The following is a 21730-nucleotide window of genomic DNA, read 5'->3' on the forward strand; positions in this document are numbered from 1 at the left end:
AAGCGCGGCAAGCCCCCGGTCAAGTGACCCCGATCAGGCGAGGGGTGGGCGAATTACGCAAACTTTCGGCGGGGGAATATCGCGAACGTCCACAAGGGGCATGCTCATCACGCGGCGCGGGTCGAAGCGCGGCTTGATCCATTCCCATTCGATGAGGTCGCAGAAGAACCCGCGAATGCTGTCGATCCTCGCTGCCCGGCCGCCGGGGGAGATGGGCTGGCCGAAGCGGCTGCGGTTGCGGTTGTGGCCGGCCCACTGGCCGACGGTGGCGTGCATGGTGTCGGCGACGTACTCGGCCGCCATGTCCCGGCTCCACTGATCCGGTGCGATGACGTCGGCGTGCTTTTCCGCGGCCCAGCGTCCGGCGATGAGGATGACGGAGAACATCGAGCGGATGGTGCCGGGCTCATGCGTGGAGAACTTCCGCCAGCGCAAGGCCTATTCGGCCCATTGGGGCGGGACGGTGGAGAGCATGTCGGAACGGGGGCCGGCCTTGCCTTCGTTGCTGTGCAGCGGGGCGGGGATGATCCCCTTGCCTGCGAGCACCCGGGAAAGCTTGATCAGGCCGCGGCGTCGACTGTGCAGGCCGATCATCTTGTCGTACTCGGTCACCAGTTGGCGCAGCAGGGTGTCGTGAGGTCTTCCAGACGGGGGCTTGCGGCACTGAGGAGAGCTTCGAGGACCGCGTTGCCGACCTGCCGCTCCAGCAGGTGTGGGGAGGTCTGCCAGGAATTCAGCGTCTGTTCGACTTCGCGCAGTGCGGGCTCGGTGGCTCCGGGGCCGAAGACCAGGTCCGCGAGCTTGTGTATCTGGCGGATTCCGGCGGTGTGGTGCAGGCGGTGATGCCCGCCGAGGAGGTGCCCGAGGGCTGCGATGTGCAGACGGGCCGGGCCGGCCTCGGCGGACACCTCCGCCCAGGTGGCTTCGTCCCACGACTGGTAGGAGAGGCCGCGGGCTCGTACTGCGTCGAGGACCCGGTTGCGGGCGGCGCGGCCGGTCTTGCGGGGCCATTCGCGTACGGCTTCGTCGACCGGGCGCATCAGGTCGAGCAGGGCCTCACGCGTCGTCACCCCGGCGGGGGCATGGCCGGTGTCGGCTGGGTTCATGGCTCCTCCAGCAGTGAGGCGAGCAGTCGCTCGCGGTCGGCGTGGATGGTGGTGTTCGCGCGGTGGAAACGGGCGGCCAGTTCACGGCCGGACAGGTGGATGTAGCGCATGGTGGTCGCCAGATCGCGGTGGCCGGCGTACTGGGCGATCTGCTCAAGGGTCCAGTCGGCGCGGGCCAGGTCGGTCAGCCGTAGATGCCGGAAGGTGTGGGTGGACAGCCGGGCGGCCCCGGCACTTCGGGCGATGCGTTCGACGATCTTCGACCAGCTGGAAGGTCCCAGCGGCGCACCGTAGTTGCGGTTCGACACCGACCGGAACAGCGGCCCGTCGATCCGGCCGAACAGCGTGCGACGTTCGCGGAGATAGGTCACGAACAACTGCGACGAGGTGCTGCCGAAGGCCACCTCCCGGGCCCTCTGGGACTTGGTGGTCTCTGCCCGCAGGTGGATGAGACGGTGTGCGGGCTCGAAGTCTTCGACGTCGAGTTGGACGAGTTCTTGGCGGCGCAGGGCACCGTCGTAGGCGAGCGTGACCATCAGCCGGTTGCGCAGCGATTCCACTGCACAGACGGCCAGGATCCGTTGCCAGACCTCCTCGGCGGGGATCCACGGGGCTTGCTCGATGTGCCGTACCAAGCCCTGACGGGGTCTTCGGCCGCCGCGTCCGGCCTGCCCCCGGCGGACCGGGTTCTGTTCGCGCAGGCCGTCTTCCACCAGGTATTCGTAGAAGGACCGGACAGCGACCAGGCGCTGTTGGATGGTCGCGTTCGCCAGGCCCGTCTCGGCTTGGCGTGACCCTTTCGACGCGTGTCCGACGGTTCGGGGCCGGTCCAACATGTTCCTGATCCAGGCGGCGACGGTGTCCGCGCGGGCCATCAGCGGGTCTGTTGCTTCCGCGGCGCAGAACCGCAGGTGGTCCTCGACCGCACGCCCGTATGCGTCGATCGTGTTGGGTGCTCGACCGATGTTCGCGGTGAACTGCAGCCACCGGCGGGCCAGTTGATGCTCTGCAACAGTGGGGAACTTGCCCCACGGTATCGGGGCCATGACTGCAGGCTAGTGCCGCATCAGGCAACGTTCGCCTTGGTGACGGTCCAGCGTAGGCGCTCGTCGGCGGCGTGGACTACAGATGTATCAGCTCAGATGTCGGGCGAAGAATCGCAGCGAGTCGTCTATCTCGAACCGCGGCAGATCTCCGTGCTTGCCGGGGTTGGCGTGCAGTGTCTTCTCGGCTGAACCGATGGCGTCGAACAACGCCAGGCTCTGTGCACGGGGCATCCGCTCATCGTCCCACTGGACCAGAAATTGCACCGGCACGGTGATCTGCGCGGCGGTCCCGGCCAGCACGGGCGACCCTTGAAGGCCCAGTACCGCGGCGCGGACTCGAGGTTCTGCGGCGACGAACGGTATACCGAACGCGCAGCCCAGAGACACGCCCCAGTAGCCCACCGGTCCGCCGCCGATATGGTCGAGCTGCTGGACTGCGGTCAGGACCGCCTGCCATTCCGCGACGGTCTGCCCGACCACGAGCGTGTACATGGCGGTGTCCAGCGCAGCCGTATCCTCTCCGGCGGCCATACACGCCCGGTACTCAGTCGCGATCCGGTCGAACTCTTCGTCCGTCGGCCGCTCGCCGTGGTTGGGCACGTCGATCGCGGCGACCGCGAACCCGCCCTCGGCGGCGAAGTGATGCGCGCGGGCCAGGATGCCGGGGGCCTTCTTGTGTTGCCCGCCGCCGTGTCCCATCAGGATCAGGGGGCGAGTGCCGTGGGCGTCTTCCGGCGTCCACAGCACACCGGGGATCTCGTCGAGGGTGAAGAGCTGTTCGACCACGCCGCCCAACGACGTCTTGGAGATGAAGCGCATAGCGTTTCAAGCCTTTCGGGATGCCTTCTGCAGGCGCTCCCTAGACCATGCGAGGGAGGAGACCCCAATCTGTCACAGCCTTGATCGGTCTCACCTCATCGAGTTTGCAGCGGGCACGGCGATGCTGAACTCCGCACAGGGGCATCCCTCGCGTCTCGCCAGGGCGAACGTTGCCTGACGCGGCACTAGACCCGCTCGATTCCACATAAAGCAGAAGCTGCAGTAACTCTTCTCCCACCGCACCCCGGACCGCTCGTACAGGAACGCTTCGCACCGCTGGCGCCCCCACCCCCAGTCGATCAAGGGGGTACACGCCCTGGCGCAGCGGGTTCTTGCTCGCGGCCTGGTCCCGGCGGCTGCGGCCGGCCTCATCGGCGTTGAACCCCGTCACCTGGCGGAAGGGCCGGTCGCCGATCTCCTGGGCGATCAGCGCGTCGCCGACCTCGCCTTTGGCGTGCAAGCTGCAGAGCCGAAAGCCGTCCTGCTGGGGAACGGTGCCGTTGGACTCGTACTCGTCCCACAGCGCCCAGGGCCCGCGCTCGATGATCCGCTCGGGCTGGCGGGAGTCGTCCATGACCGCGATCTCCAACGAGCGGCTGGCCCGGGCACCCTGGGCCTACCAGTGGGTCTACCGCAGCACCGAACGCGCCGGTGGCGGCGGGCCGTTGGCGGGTGCGGCCGAGCGGGTTCGGGGCGCTCGGCCGGGTTCAACGCCGAGCAGGTGGGCTGTACTCCGGAGAGGGCTTCCAGGTCTTGGGGTCGACCTTCACGAAGCTGTTGTTGGAAGAGGCGGAGGGCTTCTGGGCGCCGCCTGCCGTGATGTTCTGCTCGCCCGGCACGTACGCCGTTTGGTAGGCGGCCAGCGGCCGGGGGGACTTGTCCGCGATCAAGTCGGCCGTGATCTGGTAGGGGCGTCCTTTGGCCGGGATCTTTTGTGTTGTCGGCTTTCCGTCGCCGTGCAGCGTTATCTCATAGCTGTAGTGGCAGTAGGAACGACGGGTCCGCGCGAACAGCAGCAGGGTCTGGGGAATGCCCTTCACCACGGGCAGGTCGTGATTGAGGAAGTAACGCCCCGAGAGCTTCAGCGAGTCCGCGTTGAACTTCTGGGCCAGCGGATGGGGCGAGTCCAGGTCGAAGCCGATGCCGACGACACCCTCGGGCCCTCCGCCGTTGCCCCCGGGAGGGGCGTAGAGGATCGTGCCGTTCAGCGGCCTGGTACAGGTCTTGTGTACGGCGATGTCCGTGACATAGACGGTGCCCGACCCGGTATTGGTGAGCACGACCTTTTCTGCCATGGCGTTGGGGACCACCACACCGGGACCGGTCGCGGTCTCGAGGGCGTGCTCTATCTGCTGCTGGGTCAGGCGTGTCGGGCGGGCGTAGACGACCGTGGCGCCGGCACTGACGTCCATGGGGGTGACCGATGAGACGGTCAGGCGTGCGGGGGGATCGTCTCTGAGCAGCGAGGCGAACCAGTCCCACCCGGCGTCGAAGGCGCTCTGCGCGTGCGCGCTCACCGCCACCCCAATGCCTCCGCCTGCAGCGATCAGCAACGTGGCAGCACCTGCGGTGACCCTGGTGCGGATGGCCTGCTGCGGGGCGGGCAGAGCCTCCGGGCTCCTCGGTTCGGACCTGCGCTGTGCGGCGGCGCCGAGGTGCCGGCGTCGGGCGCCGCGCCCGGCGGTGCCGGAGCGGGTGCGGTGGGCTTCCCAGTTCGATGATCGGCGCGACATGGGCAGGTCTCCAGCGTCGGTCGGTTCAGGCACAGAGGTGGTCGTAGGGGCTTGCGGTGCTGATGTACTGGGCCCAGGAGGCGCGGCTCATGCCGCCTCCCGCAAGGGCGCAGACACGGTCGGCCCAGTTGGTGGGATCCAGGGTCCAGAAGTAGGTGGAGAGCGCCTGGGGATGGGGCCCAAGGATGCCTCCGTCTGCGGTCAGCAGGGTGCCGGTGGGGTCGAAGGCGACGTCGACGGCTGACTGACCCTCGGGCAACTGAAAGGCCGGGTAGGCGAGTTGTCCATCGCTCGTGCCGAAAACCAGGACCCGGCTGAGAACGTCGCCGACGGCGAGATGACGCCCGTCGGGGCTGTAGGCGATGCCGGTGGCCGGGCCGGGCAGGGCGATGACCGGCGTGCCGGGTGCGGGATGCCCGGCACGGTCGAGGAAGGTGACCGTGTCATCCCCGGACAGGATGGCGATGTGGGCGCCGTCCGGTGCGTAGGCCACCTCGTTCGCCCAGCGGCTGAGGGAGACCGTGTTCAGCTTGTGGCTGCGCAGGTCGACGAAGGCGAGGCTGTTGCTGCTTCCGATGTCGTCAGGCCGGCCCGTGCCCATGGGAAGCACCAGCGTGCGGCCGTCCGGGCTCAGGGCCATGCTGCTGCCCTTGGTCGCCCCGGTGGAGATGTGAAACGCCTGGCGCCAGGTGCGGGTGGACCAGGCGGCGACCTTTCCCGCGGCGTCGCGGGCGATCAGCAGGTGCAGGCGCGGGTCGAGGGCGACGGATACGGCGATGTTCGGCACGCCGCTCGGACTGGTGGCTCCGTCCTCGGTGCTGTCGTCGGGGAAGACCAGATGACGCAGGGGCTGCCCGGTCCTGGCGTTCCAGACGAGGACGGTGGCCTGTCCGTCCGGGTCCTGCCCGGCTACGGCGGCCAATGACGGCGTGAGGGCCGCCCCGTTGGCATAGAAGGTGGACGTGGATTCCCACCAGGACTTCTTCGCACCGAACGTGCGGCGGTGGGTGGTGTCCGAGGCGTGGCGGCCCGGGTCGCGCGGGTTGGGGCGGACGGTGTACATGTGCCGGGTGCGGTTGTCGTTGTCCGGGTCGCTCAGCAGCAGGTTCCCCGACCGGTCATAGGCCAGGACGGTGGATGCCCCGCCTGTGGCGGGCGCGAGACCGGCGCCGCTGACGGTGAGGATGCAGACGGTGTCCCCGCTGCCGCCGACGGAGAGAGACTGTCCGGCGGGGTCGGAGGGCACGCCGAACCCGCCGGCGTAGCCGCCTTGCGGCCGGGAGGTCAGCAGGCTGCCGTCGTCGGTGATGAGCTCGGTTCCCCGGTCGGTCGCCACGGCGAGAGTGCCGTTGCCCCGAACGGCCAGTGCATTGACGTACCGGTTGATGGCGGCGTACGGGAAGGTCTCGTGCCGGGTGTGTCCCAGCGTCCAGCCTGCAAGGCCTGCGCTCGTGCCGACCGTGACCGTCAGGGTGTCGCCGATGGACTCTGCGGCCAGCGCCGTGGCCCGCCCCCTCAGGGCGGAGGCGCCGAGGATGTTCTTGAAGAGGCGGGTGCCGAGGTCGAAGGAGAAGACTCCCTCGTCCTCGCTGCCGATGAGGATGTGCGGCGCCGATCCGTCCCACCTGGCGTACGGGTTGCTCACCGCAGTCGCCGGCAGCGCACCGTGGTTGACCTTGTTGGTGAGCCAACTGGTGTGCCCGCTATGGGTGCGGGCGTTCCACACGCGGATCTCACCGGTGCCTGCCACCCAGAAGATGCTGCGCCCGTCGTCGGTGAACCCGAGCCCGACGGTGCGCACGCCGGAACCGTCCGCAGCTGGTTTGGCCAGGCGTACGGGCGCTGAGATGCGGGAGAGGTCGCCGGTGCGCCACAGCAGGACGTTGCCGCTGTTGTCGGCGCCCACCAGCAGTGGTGCGTCCGGTGCGGAGGCGAGCGCGACGACGGCCGAGCTTTTGCCGACGCGGCCGAGTTGCTTGCCCGACCACAGACTCCAGACCCGTACGCCGCCCTTGGGACCGGCGGTGAAGACCAGTTGCCGGCGGTCGTCCTGCGCGAGGGCAGTGAGCTTTCCCGTGCCGGTGTTGATCCGCCGGGCGACGAAGGCGTCGTCCTCGCTGATCCGCCGCAGCAGACCCGCCGTCTGCTCATCTGGGTGGATTCGGTAGGCGGCCAGGGCGAGTTGGGCGGCCAGCTGAGGATTCTGGTCCTCCGCGCTCAGTGCGCGTGCCGCCAGCCGGTCCGCCACGGCGGCAGAATCAGGACCGTGGCGCCAGCCTCCCAGGGTGAGGCCGAGCAGGATGAGCGCGGTGGCCGTCACGGCGCCGACCACTGCGGTGGCCGCCCGTCGAGGACGGTGTCCTGCGTTCCGCCAGGAGGACGACAGCAGGTGCGGCAGCTGCCGCAGCCCGTCGGGCAGCCACCGGCCCGATGCGGCGCGCCGGTTCTCGAGTACGGCGAGAGCGGGCCCGAAGGCCTCCCCGAGGGCCTGGTCCGCCGTCGCCACAGGGGTGCCGTTCGCCTGCTCGGCGGCCCACAGGACACAGCGCTCGTGCTCGGCGAGAGAGGATGCCCGCCAGGCATCCCGCACGGCCGATGCGAAGGAAGCGGTCGCGCGCAGCAAGGCCATCCGGGCCGGATCGGGGTGGATGCCGGCCGGCCCGTCGTCGAGAACCGCCAGCATCAGCCGGACCTCGCCGGGGACGTTGCCCGACTCGGCACCGCTGTCGTCGGTGATGCCGGTGAGCGTGCTTTCCGTCTCGGCGACGATCGAGGCTGTGGGCGCATCGGCCAGGGTGCATGCGACGAGAGCGGCGAATGCCTCGGCCGGCCCGCTGTCCGGCCCGCTCAAGATGCCGAGCACCACCGCCAGCCTCGTCGGTGTCTCGGCGGAGGTGTCCTGGCGGACGACAGTCGGCCACGCCTGTGGCAGCAACTCGGCCGACCGCCAGTACTCCAGCGCCGGAGACAGCCGCTGCCGGGCCCGGTCGTGGTCACACAGGGCCCGGGCAACGGCCAGCACGGCCGCCGCCGCTGGTGTCTGCCGCGCCGAGACACGCTGCTGGATCCGGTCCAGGGCATCCAGGGCAGCCGTCGGCTCCTGCTGGACGGCCGCCCGGCAGAGTTCGAACAACTCGGGAGCGGCCGTCACCTCCGGCTCGCTGCCCGTGCTTTCCGTGCCGGCGGACCCGTCGGTCGACTCACGTCCGCGTATGCCTCTTCGCACCTTTGCACCTCTTCTGGGCTTGCCGCACTATGAGTCCCCGCGGCTGTGCCGAACCGGGGTCTTGTGATTCAACGGCCGTCGCGGCGGCCTTACTCGGCAGGAGCCATCAGGACTACGCCGGTCACGGAGCGGTTGCGAAAGGTGATCTCGACCGGCGCGCCTCGACCCACGCGGAACTCGGTCGCGTGCAACGCCGCCGGGATGTACCACGGTGTGGCTCCCCGGGTGCGATAGCCACCGGGACTGGTCTCGAGAGGCTGGAACGACGTGTTGCTGTCTTCGCCCCACAGCGACTGCGCCATACCCGCGAGCGGCCACAGGGGCCCGGTGATCAGGTTTTGGCGGCCTTCAGCGACTACCGGATACACGGTCCTCACCTGAGCACCGGCTGTGACGTGAGCCGTGGCCGACGTTGCGTCCGCAGCACACATGCCCTTGCTGGCGCATGCCGCGGACACCCGGGCCGGTGCCACCGCCAGATCGATGTGCGCATCGTTTCCCAGAGTGGTGTGCGCGTCGCTCACCGTCGCGTACTGCAGCAGCGCGCCGTAGGTGCCGTCGGCCGGCGCCGCCGACGGCAGGACGGGGACGTCGCCGGTCGGCGCAGACGTCGTGGCGGCGGTGACGACGCTGTCGCCGGCCAGTACGAGGTGGTCTTTCGACCAGCGCCACTGCCGTCGGACGGGGAAGCCGGATCCGAAGGCGTTCGAGAACGCCCCCGAGTCGACTGCCGTTTCCATAAGGCCACCGGTGAACCGGGCCGACAGGTACTGGCCGGTGTCGGAGGAACCGCTCCCGGTGCCCGACGAACGCAGCCGGCTCGCTCCGTCCTGGACGAGCAGACCCCAGCCGTCGGGACCGTTGCCGAACGCCACGGCATTGCCCGTCCCGTCGCCCGAAAACGGCCCCGTGACGATGAACACGGCATCGGACATCCCGGAGAGAACCGCACCCTCGACGCCCACCCCGTGCTCGTCATAACTGGGCGGCCCGTCAGCCGAGTCGGGCGGATAGGTGGACTGAGCCATCTGGTGCCAGCCGCCCGCGCTGTAACGCCAGAACACCAGGTGCCCGCGTTGGTCGTAACAGGCGGCCTCGAAACCGCCGGGCGAGCGCACCACCACTGACGACATCGACGGCTGCCGTGCCGCGAGTTGACGCCGAGCCACCGCCAGGCTCACAGACGATGCGTTCTTTCGTGTGCGGTCCGAGTGGCCCGAGTCGTCACTCCCGCCGACACCCAGAACAACCCCTGCTATCCCGCAGCCGACCCCGAGCACAGCCACCAACGCCAACAAGCCTCTTCGACCACCACGAATCCCCGTACGTATTCCCACCCCGCCCGCCCCCCAGCGCCGTTCTTCTCCGTCCCCCTCAGACGGTGAAGCTTTAACTGTGCCCAATACGGCAGAACTTCTGACTTGTTATGCGACAACCGCTATGTTGCAATTTCATCTCGTGTAAGGCTCGGCACGGCGGCGCAGCATCACAGCCATCGTGCGCACCGATCCGCCCACAATCGTGCTGCCAGAAAGGCCGAACTGGCCGGCAAGTGGTGGCGTTCTCCTCGGCGTTGGCCAGGCCCGCCTCAGCGAAGCGGCTCCGTCGGCAGGCCGGATTCGTTTCCGCTGCAGCGCTGTCCTGAGTAGCGTCGGCGGCGTGCAGTGATCTTCCTTGCGGCGTCCCCGATGCCGCAGACGCGAATCGGTCCGCACCTGCGGCCGATGGTCGAGGGCCTTCGCCCGCGCACGTTTCCGCACGGAGAGATCACCAACATGCCTGCGCTTCCCCGGTTTCCGGCCCCACCCCCGACGCCACCCTGGCCGCCTTCGTCGCCCGGGCCTCCGCCGATCCCGGTGTCGTCGGACTCGTTCTCAGTGGCTCCCGGGTGCACGACGGGATGCCGACCGAGCGATCCGACTACGACCTGCACGTCGTCCTGCACGACCGTGAGGCCTCGCCGCTCAGTGACTTGGACTGGTTCCGGTCCGCGCACCTCGACCTGGTGGTCATTCCTCTCGCCGAGTTCCGCGGCCGCGGGCTGCCCGGCCGCCTTCGCCCGGTACTCGTACGTGCACGCCAAGAGGACCAGTGCGGGGTCGGGGTGCCACTGGGTCGGACAGGACCTGCCACGGACCGGGCGGCAGCAGCGCGGCGAGCTGGCCGGCGAGTTCCTCGGCGTCGGGCAGCTCCCGCAGGACGAGGGCGGTGAGACGCGCAGTAGACGGTGCGTCCCAGGGACCTCCCAGGATGAGGCTGAGCCCAGTGCCGGGGGCGCCCAGGGCGACGCTGAGCTGCCGGCCGTCCAGCCAGACCTGCGCAGGCCCGAACTGGACGAACAGCCCAGGTTCGTCGGGCTGCTGGAAGGGGGCGCCGGTGGTGAGCAGTCGGGCTACGGCCGCGCGGGCCGGGTGGGCGGCGCGCGTGTCGGGCAGGGCCGGCGCGTAGCGGGTGACCGCGTCGAGGATGCGTGACACGGCGGGCGTCGGGGTGATGGCGCTGAACCGTGCGGTGCAGATCCGGGCGGGCCCGGTGGGGGAGGGCGCTGCCAGCGCGGCCCTCACCGGTCCGTGGAGCTCGCGGGTGCGCAGGGTCAGCCGGTAGCCGCCGGGCAGGTCGGCGCGGGTGCGGTCCCGGCCGTGCAGGGTGTGCTCGACGACGGTGTTGGAGAGGGCGTAGGTCGGTGAGGCGGGCTCGAACTCGTGCATGGCGCAGGCCTCCACGGGGGCGGTGGGTGGTGCTGGTCAGCGGGTGATGCGGGCCCGGGCCCTGTCGGCCTGGGCGTGGACGGTGTCGGCGTGCGCGGCGGCGCGGACCTTGTCGGCCCACTCGGCCGCGCGCTGCGTCAGGTCGGCCAGGCGCACGAGGTACGTGTCCTGGTGCTGGCGGGCCCGGTCCATGAGCCGGTCGTGCTCGGCGCTCAGCTCCTGGGCGGTGTGCGCGGCGATCGCCTCGGTGCCGTGGCGGCGGGTGACGCGCCCGAAGGGACAGGCGCCCTCCTCCTGCTCGATGACGGCGAGGTCGGCGGCAGGCCAGCCGGTTCCTTCCTCGCGCGGGCCGAGCTGGATGTCGAGCACGCACACCGCGTCCGGGTCGTGCAGGCCGTTGCCCTGATAACGGCGCTGTGGTCGGGGCACCGGACCGGTCTGGCGTTCGGTGTGCGTGCGCCAGAGTTCGGGGGAGGGGTCCTCCTCGTCCTGATGGAGGCGGTGGAGGTAGGCGACCAGGGCGGGCAGCTGCCAGGCGGCGGAGCCGAAGGGGGCGGCCGGCATGGCGAGCCCGGATCGGGCGATCAGGCCCGTGTGGTTGCTGACGGCGGCCTGGGCGACGAACAGGCCGGTGGTGAGGCGGAGTTCGGAGCGGAGCATGGCGAGGCCTTCCGGGCGGGCGGCACGCGGAGAGAGGGGGAGGGGGCCCGGGCCGGACCGAGTGGTCCGGCCCGGGCCGCAGGTCAGGACGCGTCCTAGGAGTCCTCGGCGCTCGCGCCGTCCGGGGTGTCCTCGGCGTCCTGGTCGGCCGCGTCCGGCTCGTGCTCCTGGAAGGCCTCGTCGTCGACGATGGCCTGTTCGACGCTGGAGAGCGGGTAGCCGATCTCGGCGAGGAACGTCAGCCAGGTGCGGGCGTCGGCGCGGATCTCCCCCAGCTCGTACACGGCCGACCGTGCGGCGCGGTCGGTGCGCCAGGTCCGGGCCTCGTTCATCCGCTTCTCGAACGTCGCGGCCAGGACCGAGAAGTTGAGCAGGGTGAGCTTGGCCGGGGTCGCCGTCCTGGCGCGCTCGGCAAGGGTGCTGTAGCCGGTCAGCTCCTTGATGAGGTTGTGGCGGCCGACGTCTCCCGACCACTGGGCCACCGGTTTGGGGCAGGTCAGGAGCTGCTCGGTGATGAACGCGGCGAGCGGTTTGGGCGCGCTCTTGCGGCCGATCAGGTCCTTCAGCCATGCCTGCCGGGCCTTCTCGGCGGCGCGGTAGGCCTTGTTGCCCGCCTTGACGTACTCGCGCGACGGCTCCGACGCCTTGGCCTCTCCCGCCGCCTCGGCCCGCTGCACCTCTCCCTCGCGGTCCGCTTCCGGGGCGTCCTCCTGGGGCGGCCGGTGGCCGAACTGCTCCGGGTCGGTGCAGAAGTAGTCCACTTCGCCGGGCTCGCCGGGGTTCTCGGCCCACGTCGCCACGTGGCCCGGGCACCCGGTGTGAGCCTCGGCGGTCATCGGCCCGCCGTCGGGGCCGTCGAGTTCGGCGAGCGGCTCGGCGGTCGGCGGAAGGGTGTCGGAGTCCTCGGCCAGCCGCACCCCGGCCGCCTGGAGCTGCGGGCGGACCGTGGCGCGGGCCTGCCGTTCGGTGCGGTCGTCGTGCTCCCACTGCACCTGGAACTCGAAGCGTCCCTTGGCGTAGGCCTCCAGCAGCCGGTCTACGGCGTCACCGTCGTCGTCGAACTCACCCAGCACGCCGAGTGCTTCGAGGTCGAGGTCGTACGTTCCGGCTTCGGCGAGGACCGAACGGGTCCGCTCACCGACCGTCTTGGCGGTCTTGACCGCGTGGGAGACCTGAGTGCGGGTCCGGCCGGTGAGTTCGGCGACCCTTGCCTGCTTCATGCCCTCGCCGACCGCACCGAACAGGGCGTCGGCCTGCTCCAGATCGGTCAAACCACGGCGGTAGTCGTCGTCGTTCTCGATGAGCTGGTCGACGAAGTCCTCGCCCGCCTCCCGAAGGGAGGGGTCGAGCACGTACGCGGGGACCTCGACCGCGTCCTGCTCCTCTTCGGTGTCCTTGGTGGCCTGGGCGGCGAAGTAGCGCCGGTGGCCCATCTTCAGCTCGTAGGTGTCCTCGCCGAGCGGGAGGACCACGACGGGGACCTTCACGCCGTTGGCTGCGACGGACTTCAGGAACCTCTCGTCGAGGTTGAGTTCCTGACGGACGTTGCGCTCGTTGACGCGGATCTGGCCGAGCCGCAGGGTGACCCGCTGCATCGGTGTCGTCGTTGCGGTGTCGCTCACGTGTGCTCCTGGTGCGATCGGTTGGTGTCGAGCAAGTTGCCGCTTGCTCCCTAGAATCAATTGCACACCCTTGCGGGATTGCGGTGCGGGTTTATTTGTCCGGGTGGGCCGTGGTGTGGTGCTGGCGGATTTCGTCCGCGATCGTCTCCGCGACGACTTCGTACCCCGAGGGGGAGACCTGGTCGAGGAACGTGATGCTGAAGCCGGGGTCGAGGCTGGCCGTCAGGCGCAGTTCGCCGTCCTCGACGTCGAGCGTGTACGTGTCGGTCTCCGGGGCGTTCAGGTGGCCGGTGGCCTCCCAGGGGCCGGCGGTGGCCTGCCATACTCCGCCGAGGATCTTCGCCGCGCGGGCGGCGACTGCTGCGGGAGTGGTCACGGTGCTGGTCCTTTCGGGTCGGGGCCCGGGGGCGGCGCGACCCCGGGCCGGTTGGGCGCTCAGTCCTCGTGGGGCTCCATGATGGTGATCACGGGCTCGCCCTGGTCTCCGGGTCCGATCGCGCACACGAGCTGGACCGGGCGGGCCATCCGCGTGCGGCCGTCGCGCGGTACCCGCCGGAGGTCGAAGGTGACTCGGTCGCCATCTCCACCGCCGCGCCGGATCGCCGCGCGGGCCATGTGCAGGATGTCCCACAGGCGGCCGCGCTCGTCCTGCGGCACCTGCCGCTCGCTGTCGCCGTCGTTCCAGGCCACGCAGCCCTCCCATACGGCGCTGGTGAGGGCGACGGGGACCACGAAGCCCGCCTCTCGGGCGGACTCGGCGTCGGCGGCCGTCAGGGTGCCGTCCGCGAGGGCTTGGGCGCGGGTGTAGGCGTGGATGATCTCGTCCGGCTCGGCCAGGGGGAGTGACCGCATGGCGTCGCCGCTGACGGCGGCCTCGTGCAGAACGGAGTCGATGCGGACCAGGAGGGTTCGGCCGTCGGCGGGGCCGCTGGGTGTCTGGGCGGTGGTCTCCTCGGCCGCCATGATGGCGTGCACCGTGAGCATCGTTTCCGTGGCCGTCACCTTCCCGGAGTCCCCGGCGGCTTGGGCGTCGGCGCGCAGCTGCTCGAACTGGTCCCGGATCTGCTCGCGAGTGAGGCCCTGGGCGCGTTTCACACGGACGGTCTTTCCCACGAGTCCAACGGCCAGGGCGGACGCGTGGTCGGCCGGGTGGTCGTGGCCCGGAACGCCGGATGCCTGGCTGCGGCGGGCGGGTGTGCGGGCCGTGCTGCGGTCGTGCCCTCCGGACGGCTGGGCGTCCAGGGCGGCGGTGGGAGGCGCCGGAGTCTCGGCGGCCGGCGCGGTGTCTGCCGGGCCGGTTCCGGGGTCCTCGGCGGTGAGGATGTAGAAGTGGTTTGAGTGGACATGGACGGTCCACTGCTGCCCGGGGGTGTCCTCGGTGAGCCTGGCGCGCGGCGTGCGCTCCCACGCCTCGAAGGCGCGGGCCGGGTCGACCGTCACCGTGTTGCCGCTGTCGGAGTCGTAGGCGCGGCAGGTGCGGGCAGCCGTGCGGATCTCCGTCACGCGCTGGGTCCAGTTCCGGCGGATCGTGGTCATCGTGCGTCCTCCTGTGAGTGGGTGCCGGATGAGTTGCCGCTCATTAAGGAAATCAATAATACACCCGCATGAGGGGTGATCAATTCCTTTTAGAACAAGGTGTTCCCGCCGCCGCCGAACTCGGTCTCCTGTGCGTCCCTGGGGGAGGCGGCGGTGCGTGAAGCCGTCGGCCTGGGCTTGCGGACGGCTGCTGCCCGTTCCAGGCGTGCGGCCTGCTCGGCCTGGGCCTCCAACTGTCCTCGGCGCGGTTGTGCAGCACAATTTCGGTGGCCGGTGAGGCGTCGCGCCACTGGTCGCGGTACTCGTCCGTGGAGATCGCGAGGCCGGGGCGGAGCGTGATCCCGGTCTCGCGGTGGAAGCGCTCGTACACGGGCGAGTCCTGCCACGCCAAGTGGTCCTCGATGCGGAACGGAGCGGACTCCCTCGGGATGATGAACGCCCCGCGCCGGGCGAGCGTCTCGGCGACCGCGATCACGTGGAACTCGAACAACGGTCCCCGGTACCCGGGGGCGTTGGCGCTGCGCTTGATGCGCCCGAACGGCGGGTTGCTGATCGCGCAGTCGAAGGGACCGAGGTTCATGCCCGGGACGTCCAGCACATCGGCACAGATCCACGTCGCCTCCGGCAGGATGCGCCGCCCCACCCGCACGTACTCCGGGTGCTTCTCCACGCACACGATCTCGCGCGGCGGCAGATTCTCCCAGCGCCGGTTCGAGAAGTCGCGGGCGTGCCAGGCCAGGCGCCCGATGCCCGCGCACAGATCGATGATGCGGTCACCCGGGATGACGAGGTGGAGTTGGCCGGCGAGTTCGGCGGGCGTGAAGAACGCGCCGTCCAGGGCGCGGACCGTGTTCGCGGACTCGTGGTAGTGGTCGAGGACGAATTCCCGTTCCTCCTCCGTCAAGTTCCGCTCCTCCGCGACCAGTTCGCACGCCTTCTTGTGCTTCTGGGCCTGCTCCTTGCTGAGCTTTCCGGGCATGGCATGCCGCCTTTCGGGGGTGAGGTGGTGCGCCGGTCCGGGAGTGCTGCCCGGACCGGCGCAGGGCTGTGTCCTACTTGACGGGGGCGGTGCGCAGGTCGGCGACCAGGGCGGTTGCGTTGTCGCTGCCGGGCCCGGCATGGGCGTTCGCGAACGCGGCGACGTTGCGCGCCGCGTGCTGGGGGGAACCGGTGAGGTAGTCGGCGATGTTGATCGCCGAGTCCTCCAGCGGCTCGTACGCGCCGTCGCTGGCGAGCAGCAGGCGGCAGGGCTCCATGGCGCGGGTGCAGGACTCGATCGCGGGATGGCCGTAGTAGGCCTTCACCTCCTCGTCGGTCTCCGTTGCTCCCAGGCATGAGGTGACGATGTTGCGGCTGCCCCCGAAGACGCGGCGGCGATTGTGGTCGTCGGTGAGGCGGGCGAGAGTGCCGCGCGGGGTGAGGACGTAGGCGCGTGCGTCTCCGCACCAGGCGACGGTGAGCGGCTTGCCGGGGGCGGTGACGGCCACGACGGCGCACGCGGCGGGCAGGCGGCGGGCGTACTTGTCCTGCCGGTCCGGGTCGGCGGCGTAGTCGTCGTAGACGGCTCGTAGGCCGGCCTTGGCGTCGGCCTGGTGGGCGGCGGTGCGGGCGAGGCGGCGGGTTGCGGTGCGGGTCCAGTCGCGTACCGCATCGCTGGAGCCGATGCCGTCGCACAGGACGTACGCGCGGGCGCCGTTGTGGGTGTAGGTGGCGGTGGCGTCGCACTGGTGGGAGCGGTAGCCGATGAGCTGGTAGGCACCGTGGGTGGGCATGAGATCTCCTGGGGGTCGGGTTGGCGGTCAGCGAGTTGCCGCTCACTTATAAAATCAATAGTACACTCTTTCGGTTGTGTGTCAGTCACCTTCGAAGACACGGTGACCGTTGACGTCGACCCGCACCATGATCGTTCCGTGCGGGGTGATCAGGTCGTCGGGTACCTCGCCGGTGTCCAGGTGGACGGACACGACCGGGCCTTCCCCGCGCTTCCAGTAGGCGTAGACCTGGGTTCCGCCGGTCTCCATGCACGGCAACGTCGTGCGGTCCTTGCGGTGTTGGTGCAGGAATCGCGCGCGGCGGTTCAGTGTGTCCGCGCGGCGCTGGCTCAGTCGCACAGCGGTGCCTCCTCCGGGTGGCCGTCCGGGCTCGGGGGCCCGGACCGGCGCGGGGCGGTTAGGGGTGGGTGTTGGTCTTCGCGCGCTCGGCCTCCCAGGCTTCGCGCTCGGCGTGGCGGTAGTCCTCGACTCCGTCGACGGTGAGCCGTGCGACCCGTACGGCTTCCGCCTCGTCGGAGTGCTGCTCGGTGAACGCGGCGGCCCGGGGGGCTTTCCAGCCGCTCATCAGCCAGGAGGCAAGGTCGTCTTGGGAGTTGCGGTGGCGGCAGGCCCGGCCGAGCCGTTCACCCTCCTCTCCGCCCTGGGCGGTTCCGACGGCGATGGCGAGTGCACCGCGTGCGGCTTTCAGGGTGGCGGTGGCGGTGAGGTACGCCCGGGTGTACGCGGATCGGTGCCCCTTGCCGTGCCGCTCCTCGGTCCATCGGTCCTTGGCCTGCCAGAAGGGTTCGCCGGTGCGCCCGTGTTCGGCGTGCCAGGCCACCCATGCACGCGTGGGGTCCTCGAACAGTTGGACCAGGCGCGCGAAGGTGGCGGCGGTGGGCTGCCGCCCTTCGGCCGCGAGCCGTGTTCGCCACGCGTCCTCCTCGGCCTGCTGCTGGCGCTCGGCTTCGGCGATCGCCACCAGGGCGAGGGACTCGGCCTCGGCTGCGCGCGGTGCGTCCTTGATCTGCTCCAGAGCCGTGCGTACCCGCTTGCCCGCGTCCAGCACCGCGTCTCGCTCTGCGGCAAGGGGCCGTGCGTCGTTCCCGCTCGCACGGTAGGCCTGTTGGGCCCGGGTGAAGGCGTCGGCCGCGTCCTGGTGCGCCTGCCCGGCGTCGGCCAGAGCTGCCCACGCTCGCTCGGCGGCGGCGCCGGTCAACAGGCCGAGTTCGAACCGCGCTTCCGCCATCGCTTCGTCGATCTGGAGGACGGCGGTGCCGAGCTGGTGGTACCACTCGCCCGCCGTACGCCCCCACACGGTGCGGCCGGCCTCCTCGTCCAGGCGGCTGATGGCGCGGACGTCGCGTACCCATGCGAGCACTTCGCGGAATGCGGCGCCGTGTCGGCCGTTGAGCTGCGAGGCGGACCCCCAGTAACGGGCGCCGTCCCACATACACCGGGCGGTGTACTCCTGGGTGCCGTTGCGCACAGGGAACGTGCCGGACACCTCGACCGCCCGTACGTAGGTGCCCTGCGTGAGGTGGGGCGTGACGGCCACGTCCCACCCGTTCGCGGTTCCTGCCTCGGCCAGGGTCCGCGCGTTTTTGGGCAGCGTGGCTACCTGGTCCGGCGTCGGGACGGCGGGAGGGGCCGCGGGGGCGTCGCCGGTCGGTTCGGGTTCCTGCGGGGCGGTGGTGGCGGTTGGTCCGGGCTCGGGGCCGCGGGGCGGCTCGACTCCGGGGCAGGCTCCGCCGTCGGACTCCCATGCTTCGGCGGTTCCCGGGTCGGACGGCGGGGCGTCCGCTGCGGCCACGGGCGGCGTCGTTGCCGCTCCGGGGCGGTCGGTCGGCTCGAGGGGCACCCGGCGAACCACATCGCCCTGCGACCACTCACCAGCGACCTGGTACCCGCGTGCGGTGATCAGGTCGGCAACGCGGTCCAGGGGGACGACGCTGGAGCTGGGGTAGTGGCACCCTTCGTCGTCCCACACCGTGGCGCGCTCCCACGGGCGGCCCGGGTGGCGCTGTCCGCACCCGCATTCCAGGCGGAGCGCTGCGCCGTTCATCCGGGTGTACGTGAGTACCGCGTAGGCAGCGGTCATGGTGCAGGTGAGCGACCGGACCCACAGCTCATATGCCGTGCCGTACACGCCGGACGTCATGATCTCGGACGAGATCACCCACCGGGCGAAGGCGGCGCCCTCCTCGGGGGTGCGGCCTTCCGCGACGGCGTACGTGGCGAGATCTTCGAGGTAGGTGGCGTTCGACGTGAGGTAGCCGGAGGGGAGCACAGACAGGACCGGCTGGCTGTCCGGGGCGGCGTCGTCACCTGCGGGGGTCAGCAGGCAGTCAGCTCCGACGTAGTCGCGCCCGACGAACCGTGATGGGTACAGCTCGAATGGGACGGTGGCCTTGATCCACGGGCGAAGCAAGTAGGGGATCTCGCCCGCAGGGGTGGCGGCGATGGACGCAGAGACGGCTTCCGCCGTCACGGGGGAGGCGCCCCGCTCGCCGTAAGCGGACAGGACGGGCGCTGTGCGGGCGGTGGGCGCCTCGGCGGCCCCAGGTCCCCCAGGGCGCGCCATGCGATGCTCTGGGCGGTCTGCTGGCCGTTGCGGGCCAGGGTGGCGCCGTCCCAGCGGTAGCCTCGGGCGGTGAGTGTCCACACGCACCGAAGGACGGTCTCCCTGGGCTCCTGGCGGGCGGTGAGCAGCAATGCGCAGTGTCCGGGCTGCGTCTGCACGCTGGTCGTCCATCCCGCCTCTTCAGCGCGGGCGGTGAGCCGAGCCAGGTTGCGGGGCAGCTCGGTGGGCGGGGCGGTGTCGGCCGGCGCTTCGGCAGGGGTGGGCGGCGTGCTGGTGGCGGGGTGGGTGGTCATGTCGGGTCTCTCCTGGTCGGGTTGGTGCCGGGTGAGTTGCCGCTCACACCGGGAGGGCGGGGCAGGGGGTGTTCCCTCCGGGCCGGTCGCTCGACCGGCCCGGAGGGGTAGTGCTCAGTCGCGACGGTTCGGGGGCCGGTTGTCCGGAGGCGCGGTGCGGCCGGTGCTCTCGCTGCTCCCGTCCGCCTGCGGGCGGGGTACTCGCTCGGCCTGCCGGTACTCAACGCCGGGTTCCGGGGCCAGAGTTGCGCCGGTCTCGGTGCCGACGGTGTACGCCGCTCGGACCTCCTCAGCGGTGAGCGGGCGAAGCCAGAAGTTCCGGACTCCCCAGCCGCGTACGAACTCCGACCCATCGGGGGCGAACGTACGCACGACCAGACCACCGGTGGAGCAGCCGACCATGGCTGCCGCGATCACGATGGTTACGCCTACGGCGGCGTCCTCGTCGAGGATCAGAAGGCCACCAACCACTGTGAGCTCGTGGCCTTCAGTGAATAGACCGTCCGGTGTCCTGGCGCTGGCCACTAAGTGGTGTGTTCCGTCGCTCAGCACGTCACCCACAAGCAACAGATACGCCTCACGCGCTAGCTCGATCAGAGCGTGTGCGGTGGCGGCGGTGTGATTCGCCTTGCCCGTCTCGGTGTCGTGTAGGGGGGCGGGGCTCCATCGCATCCCGGTCCTGCCGAGATCCTCGCTCGGGTCACGGTGTTGCCCGTCAAGGCTCTGCCGTACGTGGTCCTGGTACTCGCTCATCGTTTCCCTGCCTTGGGCTGTCGAGTTGGCTGCCGGTGAGTTGCCGCTCACCAACAAAATCAATATTACACCCTTACGGGAAGTGACCTCAACCCTCAATCACCCCCCGGAAGTGGTGAGTTACGACGACTTCACCGGCGTCACGGTCGTACGGAAGAACGCGTTCCGAGTCAGGCTGAACGGCACCCGCTTGGTCTCGCCGGTACTGTCGCGCTTTCCGTAGATTTCGACGTAGGTCAACTCGTCGTCCTCGTACGCCACTTGCAACACCGTGCCTTCCCACACCTCAGGCCACGGGGCGGGCCGGCGCGCGGTCCTCGGTCGCGCGTAAGCGGCGAGGCTCGCCGTGGGGCGGCGTTCGATCCGCACCCGCTGCCCCTGACCGATCGGTCCTGTAGTGGTCATGTCGTCCCTTCTTCGGTGGCTGTGACTCTGGGAGGGTGGGGCAACCGGCAGTCGCCCCACCCTGGCCGTGTCACCCCGCCCGGCCTGCCCGCTGCTCCTCGGCGGCCGTGGACAGTTCCGTGACCCCGTGGCGAGCGTGGTCGGCCCGTACGCGTGCGGCCACCTCGTCGGCAGACGGCAGTCCGAACCCTCCATCACGGGCGAACATGTCGTACGCCTCGCGCCACCCGCGAACCTGGCACTCGACCGCATTCCGCGACGCGCACGCGATCGTCAGACCCCCGACGGTGACGGACAGTGCGCCGATTCCGTCGGGGCTCACTGCCGCGCTGCGGGCTCGGATCTTCGCGCGCCGGGGTGCGTCGTCCAGAAGCACAAACGAATTGATGGTGAGTTCGGGCTCACGCAATTCGCCTGCGTCGACCTGCTGAGGAAAAATCCTGCTGAGCATTTCGGCGGCCTCGCACCAGCCCTCCCACCAAACGCGCGCGCCGGTAGGGTGCCTGAATTCGATGATGGCTGTCGGGATCTTGAGAAGGGGGATGAGCGTCAGACCGATGGATGCATCGGTCTCGTGCTCACCGGCAATGTGGATCGTGAGGCGGCTTACTGCCTCAACGGTTTCGGTTTCCAAGGGGGCTCCTAGGGTTGGTGATTGAGACTCAGCCAGGTTGCCGCCTGGCTACGAAATCAATAATACACCCTCAATGTGAGAGAGGCACTTGAAACGCCCGAACTTGCAACATCTCTTGCACCTTCTCTTGCGGCTGCTCCTGCGCCTTCTCTTGCAACATCTCTTGCGTGAGCCTCTTTGAGAGGCTTGACCTATCCGCAGGTCAACCAACGTTCTTGCGCATGGTCGGGGCTCTGACATCCCCTCTGCTGCCGCTGCTCCCTGCCCAAGTGATGAGAGAAGGGGGGGGTTGGGCGGTGGGTTGGCGCGGCGGCGCGGGGGATCGGGTCGGGGGTTTCTGGTTGCGCGTCGGCGGGAACCTCCGCGCTCGGACGCTGGCGCGTCCGGACTATGGAGCGGTCCCTGTGTTGGGCCGAGCTGCCGGAGGCAGGCCCAACCCCTCACCCCGCATAGGGAATCGGGGCCCCGGAGGGGTACCTATTCCCTTATCTTGGTATTCCGTGCTTTACTTATTTCACGGAATATAGTCAAGTGCCTTCGCTTTCTAAAGGAATCGGAGATTCCCTCAACTCCCACCCAGAGAAACGAATATGACGCACTCTCAACTGAACCACCGTCAATCCACAAACAAAATAGGTCTCTTTGCGTGCCGGAGGCACGCAAATTCACCATCTTTCCCGTTCCGGAGGAACGCAAATGCCGCAATTGGCTTTTCGTTCCGGAGGAACGCACGTTATGGAAATTGGCCGGAGGCCATTTTCCATAACGCCCCCGCCGGAGGCGGGTAATCCGCGCGGGGACGCGCGAAACGAGCCCTCGGCGAGTATTCGGCTGCCGGAGGCAGAGCGAAGCGG

The 21730-nt window shown here is 69.7% G+C and carries 22 protein-coding genes; all 22 read right to left on the minus strand.

Annotated features, from left to right (window positions below; genetic code table 11):
* Positions 1–33 precede the first annotated feature (33 nt).
* Positions 34–387 carry a hypothetical protein gene (locus M2283_RS50605; protein ID WP_280883412.1) on the minus strand — a complete coding sequence of 118 codons (354 nt, stop codon included), beginning with the start codon at positions 385–387 and terminating at the stop codon, positions 34–36.
* A 51-nt stretch (positions 388–438) separates the two neighbouring features.
* Complete coding sequence (locus M2283_RS50610; protein ID WP_280883413.1) at positions 439–612, minus strand: hypothetical protein; 174 nt, start codon at positions 610–612, stop codon at positions 439–441.
* Positions 609–1106: a hypothetical protein gene (locus tag M2283_RS50615; RefSeq protein ID WP_280883414.1), complete on the minus strand. Its 498-nt coding sequence runs from the start codon at positions 1104–1106 to the stop codon at positions 609–611. Before M2283_RS50615 ends, M2283_RS50610 begins: the two co-directional genes overlap by 4 nt.
* Complete coding sequence (locus M2283_RS50620) at positions 1103–2152, minus strand: tyrosine-type recombinase/integrase (RefSeq protein ID WP_280883415.1); 1050 nt, start codon at positions 2150–2152, stop codon at positions 1103–1105. Before M2283_RS50620 ends, M2283_RS50615 begins: the two co-directional genes overlap by 4 nt.
* Positions 2153–2239: 87 nt before the next feature.
* Positions 2240–2971: a dienelactone hydrolase family protein gene (locus M2283_RS50625; protein ID WP_280883416.1), complete on the minus strand. Its 732-nt coding sequence runs from the start codon at positions 2969–2971 to the stop codon at positions 2240–2242.
* A gap of 40 nt (positions 2972–3011) precedes the next feature.
* Positions 3012–3545, minus strand: a complete 534-nt coding sequence (locus tag M2283_RS50630) for a hypothetical protein (protein WP_280883417.1) — start codon at positions 3543–3545, stop codon at positions 3012–3014.
* Between the two features lie 133 nt (positions 3546–3678).
* Positions 3679–4704: a hypothetical protein gene (locus M2283_RS50635; RefSeq protein WP_280883418.1), complete on the minus strand. Its 1026-nt coding sequence runs from the start codon at positions 4702–4704 to the stop codon at positions 3679–3681.
* Between the two features lie 25 nt (positions 4705–4729).
* Positions 4730–7930, minus strand: a complete 3201-nt coding sequence (locus M2283_RS50640; protein ID WP_280883419.1) for a WD40 repeat domain-containing protein — start codon at positions 7928–7930, stop codon at positions 4730–4732.
* Between the two features lie 89 nt (positions 7931–8019).
* Positions 8020–9111, minus strand: a complete 1092-nt coding sequence (locus M2283_RS50645; RefSeq protein WP_280883420.1) for a hypothetical protein — start codon at positions 9109–9111, stop codon at positions 8020–8022.
* An 828-nt stretch (positions 9112–9939) separates the two neighbouring features.
* Complete coding sequence (locus M2283_RS50650; RefSeq protein WP_280883421.1) at positions 9940–10638, minus strand: hypothetical protein; 699 nt, start codon at positions 10636–10638, stop codon at positions 9940–9942.
* Positions 10639–10674: 36 nt separating this feature from the next.
* A complete protein-coding gene (locus M2283_RS50655; RefSeq protein WP_280883422.1) occupies positions 10675–11298 on the minus strand; it encodes a hypothetical protein in 624 nt (207 codons plus the stop codon).
* 95 nt (positions 11299–11393) lie between these two features.
* Entirely contained in the window at positions 11394–12920 is a 1527-nt protein-coding gene (locus tag M2283_RS50660) for a ParB/RepB/Spo0J family partition protein (RefSeq protein WP_280883423.1), read from the minus strand.
* Positions 12921–13011: 91 nt separating this feature from the next.
* The gene (locus M2283_RS50665) at positions 13012–13296 is read right to left on the minus strand and encodes a hypothetical protein (protein WP_280883424.1); all 285 of its coding nucleotides are present in this window, start codon (positions 13294–13296) and stop codon (positions 13012–13014) included.
* Between the two features lie 59 nt (positions 13297–13355).
* Positions 13356–14456 carry a DUF6573 family protein gene (locus M2283_RS50670; RefSeq protein ID WP_280883425.1) on the minus strand — a complete coding sequence of 367 codons (1101 nt, stop codon included), beginning with the start codon at positions 14454–14456 and terminating at the stop codon, positions 13356–13358.
* Between the two features lie 79 nt (positions 14457–14535).
* The gene (locus tag M2283_RS50675) at positions 14536–15435 is read right to left on the minus strand and encodes a methyltransferase (RefSeq protein ID WP_280883426.1); all 900 of its coding nucleotides are present in this window, start codon (positions 15433–15435) and stop codon (positions 14536–14538) included.
* Positions 15436–15508: 73 nt separating this feature from the next.
* Positions 15509–16228, minus strand: a complete 720-nt coding sequence (locus M2283_RS50680) for a PP2C family protein-serine/threonine phosphatase (RefSeq protein WP_280883427.1) — start codon at positions 16226–16228, stop codon at positions 15509–15511.
* 81 nt (positions 16229–16309) lie between these two features.
* Positions 16310–16567 (minus strand): hypothetical protein, encoded by a 258-nt coding sequence (locus M2283_RS50685; RefSeq protein ID WP_280883428.1) that lies wholly within the window; start codon positions 16565–16567, stop codon positions 16310–16312.
* A gap of 58 nt (positions 16568–16625) precedes the next feature.
* Entirely contained in the window at positions 16626–18698 is a 2073-nt protein-coding gene (locus tag M2283_RS50690; protein WP_280883429.1) for a hypothetical protein, read from the minus strand.
* The gene (locus tag M2283_RS50695) at positions 18695–19084 is read right to left on the minus strand and encodes a hypothetical protein (RefSeq protein ID WP_280883430.1); all 390 of its coding nucleotides are present in this window, start codon (positions 19082–19084) and stop codon (positions 18695–18697) included. The genes M2283_RS50690 and M2283_RS50695 overlap by 4 nt, the downstream gene beginning before the upstream one ends.
* A gap of 114 nt (positions 19085–19198) precedes the next feature.
* A complete protein-coding gene (locus M2283_RS50700) occupies positions 19199–19837 on the minus strand; it encodes a hypothetical protein (protein ID WP_280883431.1) in 639 nt (212 codons plus the stop codon).
* 120 nt (positions 19838–19957) lie between these two features.
* Positions 19958–20242 carry a hypothetical protein gene (locus M2283_RS50705; protein WP_280883432.1) on the minus strand — a complete coding sequence of 95 codons (285 nt, stop codon included), beginning with the start codon at positions 20240–20242 and terminating at the stop codon, positions 19958–19960.
* Positions 20243–20312: 70 nt separating this feature from the next.
* Complete coding sequence (locus M2283_RS50710; protein ID WP_280883433.1) at positions 20313–20876, minus strand: hypothetical protein; 564 nt, start codon at positions 20874–20876, stop codon at positions 20313–20315.
* Positions 20877–21730 lie beyond the last annotated feature (854 nt).

Origin of the sequence: Streptomyces pseudovenezuelae (assembly GCF_029892565.1) — a bacterium.
In the GTDB taxonomy this organism is placed as follows: Bacteria; Actinomycetota; Actinomycetes; order Streptomycetales; family Streptomycetaceae; genus Streptomyces; species Streptomyces pseudovenezuelae_A.

Bases quoted from the DNA above. Each gene is read 5' to 3' on its own strand.
- M2283_RS50625 (WP_280883416.1), bottom strand. From the start codon at position 2,971: ATGCGCTTCATCTCCAAGACGTCGTTGGGCGGCGTGGTCGAACAGCTC.
- M2283_RS50620 (WP_280883415.1), bottom strand. From the start codon at position 2,152: ATGGCCCCGATACCGTGGGGCAAGTTCCCCACTGTTGCAGAGCATCAA.
- M2283_RS50675 (WP_280883426.1), bottom strand. From the start codon at position 15,435: ATGCCCGGAAAGCTCAGCAAGGAGCAGGCCCAGAAGCACAAGAAGGCG.
- M2283_RS50635 (WP_280883418.1), bottom strand. From the start codon at position 4,704: ATGTCGCGCCGATCATCGAACTGGGAAGCCCACCGCACCCGCTCCGGC.
- M2283_RS50630 (WP_280883417.1), bottom strand. From the start codon at position 3,545: ATGGACGACTCCCGCCAGCCCGAGCGGATCATCGAGCGCGGGCCCTGG.
- M2283_RS50700 (WP_280883431.1), bottom strand. From the start codon at position 19,837: ATGAGCGAGTACCAGGACCACGTACGGCAGAGCCTTGACGGGCAACAC.
- M2283_RS50655 (WP_280883422.1), bottom strand. From the start codon at position 11,298: ATGCTCCGCTCCGAACTCCGCCTCACCACCGGCCTGTTCGTCGCCCAG.
- M2283_RS50615 (WP_280883414.1), bottom strand. From the start codon at position 1,106: ATGAACCCAGCCGACACCGGCCATGCCCCCGCCGGGGTGACGACGCGT.
- M2283_RS50650 (WP_280883421.1), bottom strand. From the start codon at position 10,638: ATGCACGAGTTCGAGCCCGCCTCACCGACCTACGCCCTCTCCAACACC.
- M2283_RS50695 (WP_280883430.1), bottom strand. From the start codon at position 19,084: ATGACCACCCACCCCGCCACCAGCACGCCGCCCACCCCTGCCGAAGCG.
- M2283_RS50670 (WP_280883425.1), bottom strand. From the start codon at position 14,456: ATGACCACGATCCGCCGGAACTGGACCCAGCGCGTGACGGAGATCCGC.
- M2283_RS50705 (WP_280883432.1), bottom strand. From the start codon at position 20,242: ATGACCACTACAGGACCGATCGGTCAGGGGCAGCGGGTGCGGATCGAA.
- M2283_RS50605 (WP_280883412.1), bottom strand. From the start codon at position 387: ATGTTCTCCGTCATCCTCATCGCCGGACGCTGGGCCGCGGAAAAGCAC.
- M2283_RS50680 (WP_280883427.1), bottom strand. From the start codon at position 16,228: ATGCCCACCCACGGTGCCTACCAGCTCATCGGCTACCGCTCCCACCAG.